At 49.5% G+C, this 16,836-nt stretch carries 12 protein-coding genes and 2 pseudogenes; 8 read left to right on the top strand and 6 right to left on the bottom strand.

What is annotated here, in order from left to right; genetic code table 11:
• Both QUB25_RS28115 and QUB25_RS28120 read left to right on the top strand, forming a co-directional pair.
• Positions 1-114, top strand: a pseudogene (locus tag QUB25_RS28115) (IS630 family transposase); the annotation flags it as partial.
• A 77-nt stretch (positions 115-191) separates the two neighbouring features.
• Positions 192-527: a hypothetical protein gene (locus QUB25_RS28120; RefSeq protein ID WP_333188558.1), complete on the top strand. Its 336-nt coding sequence runs from the start codon at positions 192-194 to the stop codon at positions 525-527.
• A gap of 123 nt (positions 528-650) precedes the next feature.
• Here QUB25_RS28120 and QUB25_RS28125 read toward each other — a convergent pair whose 3' ends face one another.
• The 5 genes from QUB25_RS28125 to QUB25_RS28145 all read right to left on the bottom strand — a co-directional run bounded on the left by QUB25_RS28125 (position 651) and on the right by QUB25_RS28145 (position 2,987).
• Positions 651-1,844: a response regulator gene (locus QUB25_RS28125; RefSeq protein WP_333188561.1), complete on the bottom strand. Its 1,194-nt coding sequence runs from the start codon at positions 1,842-1,844 to the stop codon at positions 651-653.
• 267 nt (positions 1,845-2,111) lie between these two features.
• Positions 2,112-2,300, bottom strand: coding sequence for a hypothetical protein (locus tag QUB25_RS28130; RefSeq protein ID WP_333188565.1), 189 nt, complete (start codon positions 2,298-2,300; stop codon positions 2,112-2,114).
• Positions 2,301-2,483: an NfeD family protein gene (locus QUB25_RS28135; protein WP_333188568.1), complete on the bottom strand. Its 183-nt coding sequence runs from the start codon at positions 2,481-2,483 to the stop codon at positions 2,301-2,303.
• 79 nt (positions 2,484-2,562) lie between these two features.
• Positions 2,563-2,751 (bottom strand): NfeD family protein, encoded by a 189-nt coding sequence (locus tag QUB25_RS28140; protein WP_333066295.1) that lies wholly within the window; start codon positions 2,749-2,751, stop codon positions 2,563-2,565.
• 29 nt (positions 2,752-2,780) lie between these two features.
• Positions 2,781-2,987: an NfeD family protein gene (locus QUB25_RS28145; protein ID WP_333036967.1), complete on the bottom strand. Its 207-nt coding sequence runs from the start codon at positions 2,985-2,987 to the stop codon at positions 2,781-2,783.
• Between the two features lie 214 nt (positions 2,988-3,201).
• Here QUB25_RS28145 and QUB25_RS28150 point away from each other — a divergent pair, with 214 nt between their 5' ends.
• The 3 genes from QUB25_RS28150 to rodA all read left to right on the top strand — a co-directional run bounded on the left by QUB25_RS28150 (position 3,202) and on the right by rodA (position 7,598).
• Entirely contained in the window at positions 3,202-5,613 is a 2,412-nt protein-coding gene (locus QUB25_RS28150; protein ID WP_333188572.1) for a tetratricopeptide repeat protein, read from the top strand.
• A 61-nt stretch (positions 5,614-5,674) separates the two neighbouring features.
• Positions 5,675-6,022: a VOC family protein gene (locus QUB25_RS28155; RefSeq protein ID WP_190661613.1), complete on the top strand. Its 348-nt coding sequence runs from the start codon at positions 5,675-5,677 to the stop codon at positions 6,020-6,022.
• Positions 6,023-6,338: 316 nt separating this feature from the next.
• Positions 6,339-7,598: a rod shape-determining protein RodA gene (gene rodA / locus QUB25_RS28160; protein ID WP_333064304.1), complete on the top strand. Its 1,260-nt coding sequence runs from the start codon at positions 6,339-6,341 to the stop codon at positions 7,596-7,598.
• A 452-nt stretch (positions 7,599-8,050) separates the two neighbouring features.
• Here rodA and QUB25_RS28165 read toward each other — a convergent pair whose 3' ends face one another.
• The gene (locus QUB25_RS28165) at positions 8,051-9,412 is read right to left on the bottom strand and encodes a proton extrusion protein PcxA (protein WP_333188574.1); all 1,362 of its coding nucleotides are present in this window, start codon (positions 9,410-9,412) and stop codon (positions 8,051-8,053) included.
• A gap of 52 nt (positions 9,413-9,464) precedes the next feature.
• Between QUB25_RS28165 and QUB25_RS28170 the strand changes: the two genes are divergently transcribed.
• The 3 genes and pseudogenes from QUB25_RS28170 to QUB25_RS28180 form a co-directional block, all read left to right on the top strand.
• Positions 9,465-11,675 carry a recombinase family protein gene (locus QUB25_RS28170; RefSeq protein ID WP_333188575.1) on the top strand — a complete coding sequence of 737 codons (2,211 nt, stop codon included), beginning with the start codon at positions 9,465-9,467 and terminating at the stop codon, positions 11,673-11,675.
• Between the two features lie 380 nt (positions 11,676-12,055).
• Positions 12,056-15,331 carry an Ig-like domain-containing protein gene (locus QUB25_RS28175; protein WP_333188576.1) on the top strand — a complete coding sequence of 1,092 codons (3,276 nt, stop codon included), beginning with the start codon at positions 12,056-12,058 and terminating at the stop codon, positions 15,329-15,331.
• A gap of 34 nt (positions 15,332-15,365) precedes the next feature.
• Positions 15,366-16,836: pseudogene (locus tag QUB25_RS28180) on the top strand (calcium-binding protein); the annotation flags it as partial.

Below are 16,836 nucleotides of genomic sequence, written 5' to 3' on the forward strand. Positions count from 1 at the left end.
TACTCTCCTGACTTAAATGATATTGAGCATGATTTTAGTGCATTAAAGAGAGCTAAAATGTATGCGTCTCCTGGCACGTCTATTGATGAAGTTATTCGTGCTTATTGTGCATGAAGAGTGTCTCATGCTTATTTGAAATGACTATATGTCTCCAGAACAAACAGGCAGGATGAATCGCTCACTAGACTTTTGTGCGAAAACCGTTCCACACAGAAGCCATCTTTGACATCATGGCTAAACATTGGGGAATCCTTTATATTTATCAGGATCAAGAGCTACCCTCTCCCCCTTCTAATGTGACTGGAGAACTGTTAAATTTCACTCGTTTATTAGCAGCGATGTCAAAAAAATGGATAGTAAAATTATATGAAGCAGCTATTGACGCTGATTGGGAATTAGTTTTTCAACTCCTAGAGGAGATTCCTGAATCTCACGCTTTCGAGCTTCAAACTCTCAGAAATTGGGTGATGAAGTTTCAGTTTGAGAAGATTCTCGATTTAACTGAACCCTTGGTTGGTGAATATTGATATTTTTAGGAATTAGACAGGGGTAGTCAGAAACCGGCTTTTTTTAGGATAATACTTGGTTACAGCCCGTAGATTCGCTAAAAAACCCGGTTTCTGGGTCAGATTGCGTAAGCGCCGTTTATCCTATTTGATAACACGCCGTTTGTTCTGTTCGATCATTGACTTTAATGCCGACTGTTTTAAGTCCGTAAGATCACGGATGGTAATTGAGCAACCGTCTCCCAATCTCACAGCAGTGAAATAATAGCATTTGCCGTAATTAGTTTCTAGATGAACCTCTCCTTCAAGCGATTCTCCAGTCTCAACAACTTCTACTAACAAATCAAACAATCCTGGACTCAATTGATTAAGCAGTTTTTTCAGAACGGGTTCGCCCGCGAGTTCGGTTCGTTTTTTTCCTAAGAGTCTGGCAAAGACAGGGTTAACTATCAAGCAGCGAAAATCTTCAATTTCTCCAGCGATATCCCCCCTCATCGCCTCCACTGCAGCTATTCCATCCAGAGATGAGTTTAGCAAGTTTGCCAACAGGGTGCGAGATTGGTAGGCAATTTCTGCGGTTTGCTGGTGTCGCTCGATTGCTTCTTTAAGCTGGCGTTTTTGGTGCTGGATAGTAACCTGAGTTTCGAGGCGAACTAGCACTTCTTCCAACTGAAAAGGTTTAGAGATGTAGTCAGCTCCCCCTACCTTAAAAGCTTTGACTTTATCCAGAATTTTATCGAGCGCGCTTAAGAAAATAATCGGAATTTCTGAGGTGTTTTCATCCGATTTTAGGGCTTCGCAGACTTGATAGCCGTCCATGTCTGGCATTTTAATATCCAGCAATATAGCATCGGGGGGATAATGACGAACCGTCCTCAAGGCCATCGCACCCTTGGTGACGCCGCGAACTTTGTACCCCTCGTTAGTGAGAATTCTTGTTAGAAAATGCAGATTCTCTTGGATGTCATCAACAATTAAAATGTTGCCTTTGTAGGTTTCTAATTCATTGATGTCACTTTCTCCTACCGAAGCCATCGTCATAGGTTCGCCTTGGACTTTGGCATCGACGATCGCACTTGTGGTGTTTTGCTTCTCTAGCAGAGAGCGGAAGTTATTTTTAGTAACTTTTTCTCCCATTACGTCTGAAAGCCGCTGCCACAGGATGGCAGCTAAATCTTTGATATGTCCTATGCTCAGGTACAAGCTGTCAGCAAGTACACTATAAGTTGCGTTTTCCCAAGCAGCTTTTAAGATTTCTTTTTCAAGCAAACTTAACGTTTTACTTGTCTTGGACTCTAAGGCTGATTCGATAAATTCTAGGGCTTCTTGAAAAGTCATGTACAAATCCATCTCATCGGGTAAGGTTTTTCCAGTTTTACACCCTAATTTTGAGTTATGCACCGTACTAACTCGGTGGAGAAATTTCTAATAGCTATTATGACAGACTTATTGACAATTACGCTCCGGGGCGATCGCCCCCGCTCCAGATTCCACCTTGTCGAGATATGCAAAAGAAGCTCGCGGCAGCCTAATTCTTTTTGAGGGCGATCGCCTTAAACCCTTTTCAGCACAAGGCTTTTAAGTTGCGTGTCACCCCCTGAACGCCTACAAAAAAACCGCCGACAAAACTGTCAGCGGTAAGTTGTGGTTGAGGTCAAACTCTAGAATCTGGAAATTAACAGAGGCGAGAAGTGCGATCGCGCGCTTGAAGAGAAATGTATCGAGATAGAAACGCGATCGCAAATTTATTTGTTCTACCCTCCGATAACTCCCCACCTCCAGATTGCTTTCCAACTACGCTTCAACTATCAGAGTAATGTTGTCAAGGCTCACGACGCGAACAACTTCACCGGGTTGCAAAGTTATTTCTCGAACGTACTTGGCAGGCCACCAACTGCTTTGAAATCGCACACTGCCGGACTGATTTGGTTTAATTTCTTCTTCAACGATCGCTCTTTCCAAATGGCTGACAGTCATGATTACTTTCTCCTGATTCTAGGTTGGCCTGAACGTTGGGAGCCTATAAACCTATAGCTCGACTCCCTAACCCATTGATTTATAACGACGCTTCCACTATCAAAGTAATATTGTCAATTCCGACTACGCGAACCACCTCACCAGGCTCAAAAGTCAGGTCTCGATCGCACTTCGCCGGCCACCAACTGTTTTGGAAACGAACGCGACCGGACTCATTAGGTCGAATTTCTTCATCCACGATCGCTTTTTCAGAATTGTCAAAATTCATGATTGCTTGCTCCCGATTGTAGATTTGCCTTAACTTTCAGAATTGATCGCAAACGACGCTGCAACGATTAAAGTAATATTTTCAATTCCCACGACGCGAACCACCTCACCGGGTTCAAAAGTCATGTCTCGATCGCACTTCGCCGGCCACCAACTGTTTTGGAAACGAACGCGGCCGCATTCTTGAGGGCGAATTTGTTCATCTACGATCGCTGTTTCAACATCGTTAATAGACATAGCTGCTTTCTCCTGAATATAAACTCGACTTGATTGGTGTGTAAGTTAGAAGCTTGCCTGTCAACTTCCCCTCCACACTCAACAGTATCCCCGGCCAACCTCGGCCGTGTCAGTCGGGAAAAGTCTATACAAGTCCACTGTTTGAGCGTGTAAGCGAGTCGGAAAAAGTCTGTTAAAGTTGTGTCAGATAGGTAACGCTAAACCTGGTGACTAAATGGAAGCCGATCGTGCACTGGATTTTACCAACTCGTTACTTGTGGCTCGAAACCTGAAAACTCTCGACAACCTTGACAGCGCGATCTTTCGCGAAGCTTGGCAAGGCGTGCAAGGCAGGACGTACCAACAGGTTGCAGATAGTGAAGGGTATGGAGTAGGGACTGTTAAGGATGCTGCCTCTAATTTGTGGAAGCGGCTTTCAGCGCTGTTTGGAGAAGGCGAAAAAGTCAAAAGAGACAACCTTCAAGCGGTTGTAGAGCGGTATTGGCGCAGCTACTCGAAACTAGAACCGCAGTCGGGACAAACTGTTCCGGCCCAAGTATCTCCTGGAGTTGATGCGGATTTGGAAATCGAAAACCCGAATTTTTTGGGCCGCTTCGGGGCGATCGAAGATCTCAATACTCTTGTCGCCCAAGGTGCAAAAGTGATTGTCATCCAAAGTGCCGGCGGTATCGGCAAAACAACTTTGGCCAGACAGTATCTCAAATCTCAAGGGTTCGATCGAACCATTGAACTGTTGATGGCAAAAGAGACAGAGAACATCACAGCCTTGGAAAGCGCGATCGAAGAATGGCTCAAGCAAGACTTTCAGGAAGAACCAGGGCCAGACTTTGGCGTCACCCTGGGGCGGCTGAAGCGGCAGCTTCAGACTCACAGAGTCGGCGTATTAATTGACAACTTGGAAGCCGCACTCGACGGACAAGGTAAGTTTATTGAACCGCACCGGCTTTACGTGGAACTGTTGCGAGTTTTGGCTGACGCAGCGGTGCAGTCGGTAACGCTGATTACCAGTCGCGATCGACTTTGCGATTCAGATGTAACCGTCGAACACTACTTGCTTCCGGGATTAGAGGTGGAAGTTTGGCGGCAGTTTTTTAGCGCCCGCAACATCAATATAGATGATGTCGCCCTCAAGGAAATGCACAAAGTTTACGGCGGCAATGCCAAAGCAATGGGCATTATTTGCGGCACGATCCGAGAAGATTTTGACGGAGACATGGCGGCTTACTGGCTGGAAAATAGCGAAGATCCGCTCGTTGAAACAGACTTAAAAAATTTAGTTACCAGTCAATTCAACCGCCTCCTCGAACTCGATGCCGAAGCCTATCAGCTCCTCTGTCGCTTGGGCTGTTACCGCTATCAAGACGTGCCAACAGTCCCTACTGACGGACTTTTGTGTTTGCTGTGGGACGTGCCGGAAGCCGGACGCCGACAAATCATTAAATCGCTGTTGCACCGATCGCTAGTCGAGTCTCAGAAGGGCGAATACTGGCTGCATCCAGCAATTCGGGAAGAAGCGGTCGATCGGCTCTCGCCCGGAGACTGGGAAACTGCAAACCGCAAAGCCGCCGAGTTCTGGAGCGAGAGTGTTGAAAATATTGAGACTGTAGAAGATGCGCTGAAAGCTTTTGAAGCTTACTATCATTATGTGGCAATTAGCTGTTTCGAGCAGGCCGCGAGCGTCATCCTCAAAAAAATCAATATCCAGTTTGCCAAAGATTACAAGCTTGGTAGAGCGCTCTACAAATTAGGTTTTTTGCAGCCAATAATTTCAGCAACTACTCGCATCGTCAACAATGTGACTTCTGATTATTATTTGAGCGGTTTATACAGTATTTTAGGTATTTGTCACCGGATCTTAGGTGAAATAAATCAAGCAATAGAATGCCATCAAATATCAGAAATAAAAGCCACTAAATCTTTGCAAATTCTAGCGAAAAGCGGCGAACCGGAAAACGGCAAACAAGCTAATCTGGAATTCTGGAAAGTTAACGCTGCAATTAATATAGGTTTTTGTCAAATAGAAATGGGCGAATTAGAATCAGCTATGGAGATATTTGTCAAGCTGAAAAATTCGCGGGACGAAATCGGGATTAACAGCTATTCGATCGATGTCGGGTTAGCTTTCCTCAACTCCTGTGTCGGAGCCAAAAAAGAGGCGGAAGATCTCGCCGAAAAACTGTATGCCGATCGGGAAAACAGTCAGTTGGTGGGTACGGGATACAAGTTAGTTTTTCTTGCCGCCACCTATCAAAACCTGGGAGAGACAGAGAAAGCTTTGAGTTTGTACCGCCAAGCGATCGCCCAAGCCGACCAAAACCAGTACAGCACCATCAAAGCCAAAGCTCTCAGCGCTATAGCAGCGCTGTACCGAGAAGGGGGAGAATTTGACCAAGCCCTGCAGCACCATGCAGAAGCAATAGAAATACTCGATCGAGCTAGCGCTAAATTAGACCGAGCCGAAGCTTGCTATCAACTAGCACTGACAGAACAAAAACTTGGTAACACCGAGAAAACCCAAGAAAATTTTGAGCGCGCCATTCAACTGTTCAGCGAAATGGACGCTAGCAAACAAGTAGAAAAAGTACAGTTAGCCGCAACAAAAAAAACAGAAAAAATACCTAATTAATCGAGCAAAAAATCCGAAAATAGATACAATAAACGAAAGAACAACCGTAAACTTTGTAGATATGAAACTAAAACGATTGGGACACGTAGCCGTCTGCGTGCAAGACATAGAGAAGTCTGCTGAATTCTACCGCAACTTGGGTATGGAGTTAGTCTGGAAAGATGCAGACTGGGCTTATTTGAAAGCAGGAGAGGACGGATTGGCGCTGTTGAGTCCGAGTTACGACCAAGCAGGGCCGCATTTTGGGTTTGTATTTGACGATCGTACCGAAATGGAATCCGCCTACGAACAACTCAAAGCTGATGGTGTTTCCGTCACCCACATCCACGAACACCGCGACGGTACAGCATCCTTCTACGGCAGAGATCCAGATGGGAACGGCTTCGAGTACCTTTACGAACCGGCCTGACTATTTTCGGACTTGCGGATCGCGACGATCAGGCTATGGTGCGATCGGGAACCGCCCCCTGTCACCTCAAACCTTGATTTGTCGTTCCACATCCTGGTAAGGTACCCATCGGCGCACCCTACATGGAGATTTTTGGGCACGGAACCCCTAGCCCGTTGCTGACGGCCCGGAACCTCGCTGCAACTCCCCGAATAATGTGAGGTACTCACACCGACGCTTCTACAGTAAGGTGCAGGCTGTGAATCCGAAATATATCCACAAGTTCCGAAAATCAGCTCGATAATCTAAAATCTAAAATCTAAAATCTAAAATCCTCATGTTGCAGAGAATACAAGTCAGAAACCGCTGGAAATTCATCTTCAAACCCTGGGAAGAAGCAGACCCTTGGCTGTTTGCCGCTTGCATCGGCCTCACCATCTTCGGGGGCATCATGATCCGCAGCGTCGAAATCAACCAGGGGCTGATCGACTGGTGGCGGCACTGGGTAACTGGGGCAGTCGGTTTGTTCCTCGCCATCATCATTTCCCGCTGCCGTTACCAAACACTGCTTGAGTGGAAATGGCCGATTTACATATTAATCAATTTGTCCCTGATCGCAGTGCGCTTTATCGGTACTACAGGGCTCGGTGCCCAGCGGTGGATCAACATCGGCGGCTTCTACCTGCAACCGTCAGAATTTGCCAAAGTAGGCATGATTGTCACTTTAGCAGCTCTCCTGCACGACAAGACTGTTCCCACGGTGGGTAATATGTTGAGGATGCTGGCGATTATGGCTGTACCCTGGGGATTGATCTTTGCCGAACCAAATTTAGGTACTTCCTTAGTCTTCGGCGCGATCACAATGGGGATGTTTTACTGGGGTAATGTCAATCCCGGCTGGCTAATATTGCTATTCTCTCCTCTAATCTCAGTTCTCTTCAATAACCTGTCTACACCGATTTGGATAGCCTGGGTAGTTGTTGCGGGTATTATCGCTTGGCGAACCCTGCCTTGGCCGTGGTTGGGGACTTTCGGTGCTGTGTTGGTGAACGTTGTTTCTGGACACCTGGGACATATTTTTTGGAATGTGCTCAAGGATTATCAAAAAATGCGTCTGACAGGGTTTTTAAACCCCGAGAAAGACCCTTTAGGTAGCGGATATCACTTGATTCAATCTCGGATTGCTATTGGCGCTGGGGAACTGAAGGGCCGGGGTTTGTTTCAGGGAACGCAAACTCAGCTTAACTTTATTCCCGAACAGCATACGGACTTTATCTTTTCAGCTATTGGCGAAGAATTGGGTTTTATTGGCTGTATTGGCGTGTTGTTGGTGTTCTGGATAATTTGTTTCCGGTTGGTGACGATCGCTCAAACTGCTAACGATAATTTTGGTTCTTTGCTGGCGATCGGCGTACTGTCAATGTTGATTTTTCAGGTGTTCGTAAATATTGGGATGAACATTGGCTTGGCTCCAGTTACGGGCATTCCTCTGCCTTTCCTAAGTTACGGGAATGCGTCGCTGCTGAGTAATTTTCTCGGCCTGGGACTGGTGGAGGCGGTGGCAAGCCAGCGACAGCGCAAGAAGCGTTGGAATTAGGTCATTGGTAATGAGTTTTGGGAATGCGATCGCGCTTTTGATTTCTTTCGAGAGATTCTGCGGGCGATCGCATTTTTTTTGCATCGGCCTAGGCGCATCTAAATTTTACGCTTCCTGACCCGAGCCTTCATGACTGTCAAGTTTGATAAAATTCTTGTGGGCTGCGCGCGAAAACCCGCCCAAAAATAAAATTTAGAGACCCAACAGCTTAAGTATATCAACTTAATTAAACCACTCTTGAGGCAAACAATAAATAATTTTATGCGCTATGGGTAAGCCACTCATTGTGCAGTTGACGCCCTACGAATGACGTTTTTAATGCCTGAAACCATTGCTATTATTACATCTTTTTTTCTTCTTCCTTCTTCCTTCCTCCTGCTTCCTTCTTCTTCCATCCGTTGCATCCGTTACATCCGTTACATAATCCGTTGCCGAACTTCCTTCGCCTCCAATTATTCGTTCATATTCTTGTACGTAGCAACAGCCGAAGGCGAACTCCGGTTTAAATAACGGAATATCCAATACTTAAATACCGTATCCAAGATAACGGGAAACGTCGCAATGAACAAAAATATGAACTGCCTATTTTCTGGCAGTCCCAAATGCCTCGATACACCTTCAAGAACTACTTCCCAACCATGAGGCGAGTGGAATCCCACAAACACATCTGTAAACAAAATAATTACGAAAGCTTTCGCACTGTCGCTGAGCCCGTAAATAACATCGTCCATGAAAGACTTTAAAATCTCAATCTCTTTCTTGTTAGTGACGATAATCGTGGCAAAGGCAATCAAGGAAATCAAATCGGCAAAAATATTTTTAATAGCTCCACCACTTTCAGATCGGTATTCCTCCGCTAGTTCAACTGCTTTCTCGGCAATCTTCTTTTCCGTTTCTTCTAAAGAAAGCGAGGGAGCAGTGCCTATTAACCTTTCAAATTTGAGGTGCTGCTCAAATCTCTCCAGTTCTTGAAATGCTTCTTCTTCCAGGTTAACATTTATGAAAAGAGGAGCATTTTCTTTGCCTCTAAAGTGGTCAACCACCGGGCCGACTAAAAAGTTTTTGGAGATTTGATTCGTCAACAGCGGAACTAAAATCAAAAGCAAAATAAATCGGAGAGAAATAATTGTTTTTACTTTGGAATTGCGAAAATTCTTAACTACTTCTTTTTCTGCTCCAGGGTCTAAATCTTTAGTGATGCGATTCAAAGTTCCCAAAAGCGATCGCGGCAATAAATTGACTTCTTCATAGTTAGTGTCAACCTCACCATCGTGAATTTTAACAGAATTAGCTGAACCTTTATTTTGGTCAAGTGGAGAGCTGCTATTGGTAGATTTAGCCTGGACATTTACTGAACTGACAACCGGAACAATTGCCGTCGCTCTACTATTATTAATATACTTGTCGATGACTCCATCAATAAACTCTAGCTTCTCAAATATAAGGGATGCTCTATCTTTATTGTTGAGATGTAATCCATGCTGGTGATAATCAGCGCTGTACCCCGTTTTCGGTTTGGCTCCAACTCGCTCCGGCAGTTCCAAAAAAGAACGGCTAGCATTAAACTCAACCATTCGGGTTTGGATGACCTTGAGGTATTTTTGCAGTTCGGATTTAAAGTAAGACAGGGTGCTTTGTCCGTAATCTCCCGATCGATCAGAGATTCTTTGACCGCCAAAATGCTCGTCTTCCATCGCCTTAATGGCTAATGCAGCATCGTAGGCCTGTTCTAGAGCCCTCTCAGGGGTTTCTCGATACCATTGGTGAAGGCTGTAGAGATATTTTACAATCCTGTTCCACGGAGAAGTATTCATAGCTAAAGCTGGTTAGTTGGCTGTAGACATTAGTGATTAAAGTATTCACGGTATGGTAACAAATTTACATAAATTGAGAACTGCCAGCGAGGATTCAATTTGGATTGCCGGATCTGCCCGCAGTGGCAAAACCGCTCGTTTAGTCGAGCAGTTTTGCATTTGGAGCAAAACTGTCAAGCCTCTACCCGCAACAGTTTCAGGTATCTGGAGTTCCGGGCGGCGGCGGGCTGGACAAACTGCCCCAGCAATTTTAGTCTTAGCAGCTAATGGAGACAACCGGCTAGAATTGGCCGATCGCATCGCCGTCGCTACCGAAGGAAAATATACCTTTCACTCCACAACGCCCTTTGGTTTTTTTGAGCAGGAGGTATTGCTATTTTGGCCTCTGCTAGTTCAGTCGCTGGATTTGAGGGCTCAATTTCCCCTGCGGCTGCAACCTGAAACAGAACTGGAACTTGCCGCGAGACTCTGGCGTCGCGAACTAGACGAAGGAATTTTGCAACAAACAGGGGTAAGTCCAAACCGAATGGTGCGTCGAACACTAGACTTATTACAACTTGCTGCTGTCAGCGGTACGCCTAGAGAAGAGATTCCCAGCATTCTGGAACAGGGATTTGCTATCTCAGGCGGCTCGATCAACCTGTGGACTAGCATGGGAGAGTTGCTGGAAAGGTGGCGGGAATGGTGCTTGACGCGGGGGCTCCTGACTTACGGGATTGTTTGCGAACTCTACTGGCGCTATTTGTTGCCGGATAGCAGTTACCAGCAGCATTTGGCCTCTAGATACCAAGCTGTGATCGCAGACGATGTTGACGATTATCCGGCGATAAGTCGCCATTTGTTCGATCGAATGCTCGACCAAGGTGCGGCGGGGGCGTTCTCCTACAATCCAGATGGAGGAGTGCGTTTGGGCTTGGGGGCTGACACGGAATACCTAGCCCGACTCGAAGACCGCTGTCAAAGCGTGGAAAATTTGGACGCCACAGCCGGTTTAGCCCCAGAGATTGGAGATTTAGCGGTAAGTTTAGCAGTTAATTCAGAGGGTTTTTATCCTCTAGGCTTGAGTTTGCCCGGATCGGTTCGATCGCTCCAAACCACTTCCCGGGCTCAACTGCTGCGGGAAACCGCCGAAATCATCGTGGATGCGGTGAAGTCACAAGCCGTGGAACCGCAGGAAATCGCCGTAATTGCGCCCGGGATGGATGCGATCGCCCGTTACAGTTTAACGGAAATTCTAGCGCGAGATGGTATCGCCGCCGTATCTCTCAACGATCAGCGTCCCCTCTCGACTACCCCAGAGATTCGAGCTTTACTCACTTTGTTAGCGTTAGTTTATCCGGGACTCGGCCGTTTAGTCGATCGAGATGGCGCAGCCGAAATGCTGGTAGTTTTGGGCAGCCAGAAACACCGTTCATTGGAAACAGAAGATTCCAACTCGACGTTCAATCTACAATCTCAAATCCACAATCAAAAATCGATCGACCAAGTGAGAGCAGGTTTAATCGCCGATCACTGTTTTTGTCCAGATATCGATCGACCTCAATTGCTGCAAATTACAGCTTTTCCCCGGTGGGACAGACTGGGACACCGAGCAGCCAGGGCCTACGAGCACATTGTCGAGTGGATCGAACAACAGCGGTCGCAACAGCAGGAGCGGCTGTTGCCGAGTCCAATTGCCCTGCTCGATCGAGCCATCCAGAAATTTCTCATGAACGACAGATACCTCCCCTACGATCGGCTAGCAGCCCTGCGCGAGTTAATGGAAACAGCCAGCCACTACTGGGAAATCAACGGGCGAATGCAGCGCGTAGAACCAACAAACGGCGGCGACTCAGAAACGATCGCCCGGTTCATCCAGTTGTTGCGCCAAGGAACCGTCACCGCCAACCCCTTTCCAGTCCGGCCAGAAGGCCCAGCAGCCAGAGCCGTCACCCTCGCCAACATCTTTCAGTACCGCAGCAGCCGCCGCGCCCACAAATGGCACTTTTGGCTGGATGCCGGCTCCCCCCTGTGGCTGAGCGGCGGTGCGGCGACATTGTTTGGCGCTCCCTTATTTTTGCGATCGCAACTCGGGCGCCCCTGGGAAACCGAAGACGAAACGACTGCCGACCAACAGCGACTGCGACGAATTCTGCTAGATTTGTTAAGTCGCTGTTCCCTGCTTTACCTTTGCCACAGCGAACTATCCGTCAGTGGACAAGAACAAACTGGGCCGCTTCTGCCCCTAATTAACAGCTCTGTTTCTTGTCAGCAGTCAGCATAAGACAGTCGGCTTCTGAAGGCAAGAGGCACAGATGTATTCGTCATTGAACATTCGGAAAGAAAAAATTATGACGGCGAAGATTTTTATTTTTTCTGATTCTGGATAAATACACCGGGCTGACTCGCAGCCAGACTTCTAGGTTCTATCGAAATGGCGCGATATTAAAGTATACCCAAGATAGGCAGCAAAACCTGCAATCATTAATATTTTGAGATCAAAAGATGCCCAGCTTAAAAAATATCCATAGCCGTTGCAGTTTTGATTTAGTATGTTAGAAATGATGGGGTTATTAATCAATTTTAAGCCAGATTTGTGGCAACAAACTGATACTAATCAGTTCTTAAAGTTAATCGGGATCGTCGTTTAAAGGAGCCAAAATAATGCCCAGTGCAGTGCCAGCAGTAATTATACCAACACCAACACCAGAACCGCCAACACCGGAACCAGAAACGCCAACACCAGAACCAGAAACGCCAACACCAACACCAGAACCGCCAACCCCAACACCAGAACCGCCGACGCCAACTCCCTCCGGGGACGACACATTTGGTGGCATAGACGACACATTGGGCGGAGGGCAAGGTACGTCGCCCGGAATCATCGGCGGCGTAGTCCGCGGCGGAGAAACCAACGACTCCTTAGTTGGCAGTCCCGGGCCCGACGTGATTTCCGGGCTGCAAGGCAACGACAACCTGCAAGGAGGCGACGGCGACGATTTAGTATTCGGGGGAGATGATGACGACGTGCTGTTCGGCGCACCCGGCAACGACGTTCTCGACGGCGGTTTAGGACTCGATACGCTGTACGGAGGCAAAGGCAACGACTGCCTCGACGGGGCAAATAACCCCGACCTGCTGTATGGCAATGACGGCAACGACACGGTAATCGGAGGCGAAGGCAGAGACACGGCTTACGGCGGCAAAGGCAGTGACAGCTTGCGGGGAGGCTCTGGCGACGATAGCTTTTTGGGCGATCGAGGCGACGACATCGTGTGGGGCGACCAAGGTAACGACTCGCTCTTCGGCGGCGACGGCGAAGACTTGCTATTTGGCAACGAAGGAGGCGACTGGCTCTACGGAAACGCCGGCGGGGACACATTTTTTTCCGGCGACGGCGACGACATCGTATTCGGCGGTGACGGCGACGACATCGTGGACGCTGGTGCTGGCAACGACGTTATTTGGGGCGAAACAGGCAAAGACGTAGTGGCAGGAGGCGAAGGCAGAGATGTTTTCGTCATCGGTGCATTCAGTTCCCCCAGCGGCAGCAGCAGCGACGGCACTAACCCGGCATTTCTCACCACAGGCGGGCCAGATCTCGCCGATGCCGACATTTTCACAGACTTTCGCCAAGGCGAAGATTTAATCGGGTTAAGTGGCGACCTCAAGTTTGAAGATTTGGTAATCTTCCAAAGCACTGAGACCAAAGCTGGCAGTACAATTATTCGCAACGGCGTCAGCGGCGACTTTTTAGCAGTATTGCCCGGAGTAGACAGCAGAACCCTAGGGCGAAGCTCATTTGTAATTGCACCCACAGTTCCCGGCAGCGCAACTCCGCTTCCCCTGCCGACGCCGACAGACAGTCCGACGCCCACAACCAGTCCGACGCCGACAACCAGTCCGACACCGACAACCAGTCCGACGCCGACAACCAGTCCGACACCGACAACCAGTCCGACGCCGACAACCAGTCCGACGCCAGACGAGCCGCGGCCTACGTTCCCGGGGTCGCCGACGCCGACAGGAAGTCCGACGCCGCCGACACCGCCGACGCCCATCTTTAACCAACCTCCAAGAGCAGTTAACGACAACTTCACCACGGTTGCGGGTCAAGAACTCAGTTTCAACGTTCTGTTGAACGACACTGACCAGGAACAAAGCGCTCTGACTGTCACGACTTTTGCTCCAGCAAGCAAAGGGAGCCTGGTTCCCGTGGGCGGCGGCGTATTCAAATACACCCCGAATCCGGGCTTTTCGGGTACTGACAGCTTCAGCTACTCGATCTCAGACGGCAGCGGCGGCACAAGTAAGGCGGTAGTAACCCTCAACGTCAGTAGCCCGCCCCAGCTAATAATTAACGACGGTGTGGTGGTTGCCAAAAGTAATCCTACCCAGACAATCACCGCCGCCGATTTGTTAGTCACAGATCCCGACAACAGCCCCTTGGAAATCGTTTACACGATTACTAAAGCCCCCGATGCTACCAGAGGTTTTGTCCAAAGGGGTAGCACCTTTCTCAACGTGGGCGGCAAATTCACCCAAGACGATATCAACAACAACATCGTCAAATACAACTTGCTGGCAGCAGGTGGCAGCGACACTTTCACGTTTACAGCCTCCGACGGATCTGCAACTATCGGGCCGGCATCCTTCAGCATCACGGTGGTAGATAATATTGTCGATCGCAGTGCACTCCCGGCCAGCAGCTTTACAGGCAGCAACCTCAGCGACTTCATCCTCGGCGGGGCCGGCGACGATACCCTCGCTGGGGGCGACGGCAACGACATCATCGATGGCAGTGTCGGCAACGACCTCGAATTCGGTGAAGCAGGCAACGACTCGCTGGTGGGTGCGATCGGCAATGACACCGTTGACGGCGGACTGGGCAACGACACCGTTGACGGCGAAGACGGCATAGACTCGCTGATCGGCGGACTCGGCAACGACCTGATGTTCGGCGGCAATGACAATGACAACCTCTTGGGCGGTGACAACAACGACACCATTGAGGGCGGAACAGGTAATGACTCGATGTTGGGAGAATCCGGCGACGACTCGATACTTGGTGGCGCTGGGATCGACACCTTACTTGGTGGCATTGGCGACGACTCCCTCGAGGGCGGTGCAGGCGACGACATCCTCGACGGTGGACTTGGCAGAAACTTGGTCGACGGCGGTATCAATAACGATTCCATCTCCGGCGGCGACAACGATGAAACGATGTTGGGTGGAGAAGGCAACGACACGGGACTCGGAGGTTCGGGCAATGACTACGTGTTGGGCGAGGCCGGCAGCGACTCCCTCGACGGCCAAGCGGGCGACGACACTCTCGACGGCGGTGCCGGCAGCGACTGTCTCAGCGGCGCCTTCGGCAATGACTTGGTATTGGGCGGCGATGACAACGACTCGCTTTCCGGCGGTGCAGGCAATGACATTTTGGGTGGTGGCAACGGTTCTGACTTGCTCACGGGCGATGTTGGCAATGATTTCTTCTACTACGAAACTCCCAGCGAAGGCGTGGACGTGATTGCTGACTTTAACGCTAATGGCAGCGAGACCGACAGATTTTTGTTCAGGTCGTCAAATTTCGCAGGTTTAACCAACTCAGGAACTACTCTCGATTTCACCAGTTTTATCGTCAGGAATATCGGGTCTAGCGGCGACGACATCAGCAAGCAATCAGTCATTTTGTTTGAATCTAAATTTGATAACGCTCAAGCAATAAATGCAGTGTTGAAGAATCAAAAGGGTTCGAGCAAAACGGGAGCTTTCTTCGTGTACCTGAACAATACTTTTAACAAGTACGTTCTCGGCTTTGACCCGAATGTGGCAGATGACAGTCTCCCAGCTTTCGATTTGGGAGTGTTGAATTCTATTCCTACAGTGCCGGGAGCGCTCAGCACCGTCATTACTGCATCTGACTTTAAGTTTATTTAGTAGTTTTTGAGTAGCGTCGCAAGGAGGCGGAACAATGCCAGGTGCAGTACCACTAATTTTTCTCGAAGGGCGGCTACCCGATGAGAACGAGGATAGTTTGGATAGCGGCACCGTGCCGCAGCCTACGCCGTCGTCGGGAACGGAGCCGATGATGACGGGGACGCAGCCGATGATGACGGGGACGCAGCCTACGCCGTCGTCGGGAACGGAGCCGATGATGACGGGGACGCAGCCTACGCCGTCGTCGGGAACGGAGCCGATGATGACGGGGACGCAGCCGGACATTTCGATCACCCCGGTGCCCCGGCCACCTCTGACAGTTCCCACGCCTCCCCCAGAGCCACTTTTTGTCGATGGCTTAGTTGTCGCAAATGACGGCAGTAACTATTTAATCGGCAGCTTGTTCAATGACACGATTTCCGGGCGTGCCGGCGACGACACGCTTCTGAGTCGGGACGGGGACGATATAGTCAGGGGCGAAGACGGTAACGATTCTCTCAACGGTGGCGCTGGTAAAGATATCGTTGAGGGCGGGCGTGGCAATGACACGGCGCGGGGTGGCAAAGGCGATGACTTGGTTTCTGGCGACCAAGGCGATGACGTAGCTTTTGGCGACCAGGGCAATGATATTGTCTTGGGTTCAGAAGGCAACGACTCGCTGTACGGCGGTAAAGGCAATGACTGTCTGCGCGGAGGTGGCGAGGACGACCTGATTTTTGGCGACAAGGGCAGTGACACTGTTTTTGGCGACACGGGTAACGACTGCCTGATTGGCGCTGGGGGCAATGATATTTTGTTGGGCTCCGAGGGCGGGGATGTTATCAGCGGGGGTGTTGGTAACGATACTGGTGATGGCGGCGAGGGTGATGACCTGATCTTCGGGGGCGACGGCAATGATTCTTTGTCGGGAGATGCTGGGGATGATATTCTTTCTGGCGATCGCGGGTCTGATACTCTGACAGGAGGCGAGGGATCGGATATCTTTGTTCTCGGTAGGGTGGGCACGTCGGCTGGCAACGGGTTTCTCACTACTGGCGGCGGCGAAATCGGCGATGCTGATGTAATTAGAGATTTTAATGCCGGCGATTCGATCGGTCTGGCTGGAGGTCTGAACTTTACAGAGTTAGAAATTTTCCAGGGTCAAGGCTCGAATTCTAGCAACACGATTATTAGGGACAGGCGAACTGGGGAATTTTTGGCGGTGTTGATTGATGTTCGATCGAACTCGCTAGATGAATCTCGGTTCACTACAGCTCAAATACCGCGCGTCAACGACAATCCCTTCACCATTGAGGGGACAAGTCCGAATCCGGCAGCATCACCGGGCACAAGTCCGGCAGCATCACCGGGCACAAGTCCGGCAGCATCACCGGGCACAAGTCCGGCAGCATCACCGGGCACAAGTCCGGCAGCATCACCGGGCACAAGTCCGGCAGCATCACCGGGCACAAGTCCGGCAGCATCACCGGGCACAAGTCCGGCAGCATCACCGGGCACAAGTCCGG

The sequence above is a fragment of the Microcoleus sp. B3-D7 genome (assembly GCF_036705305.1).
Classification (GTDB): domain Bacteria; phylum Cyanobacteriota; class Cyanobacteriia; order Cyanobacteriales; family Microcoleaceae; genus Microcoleus.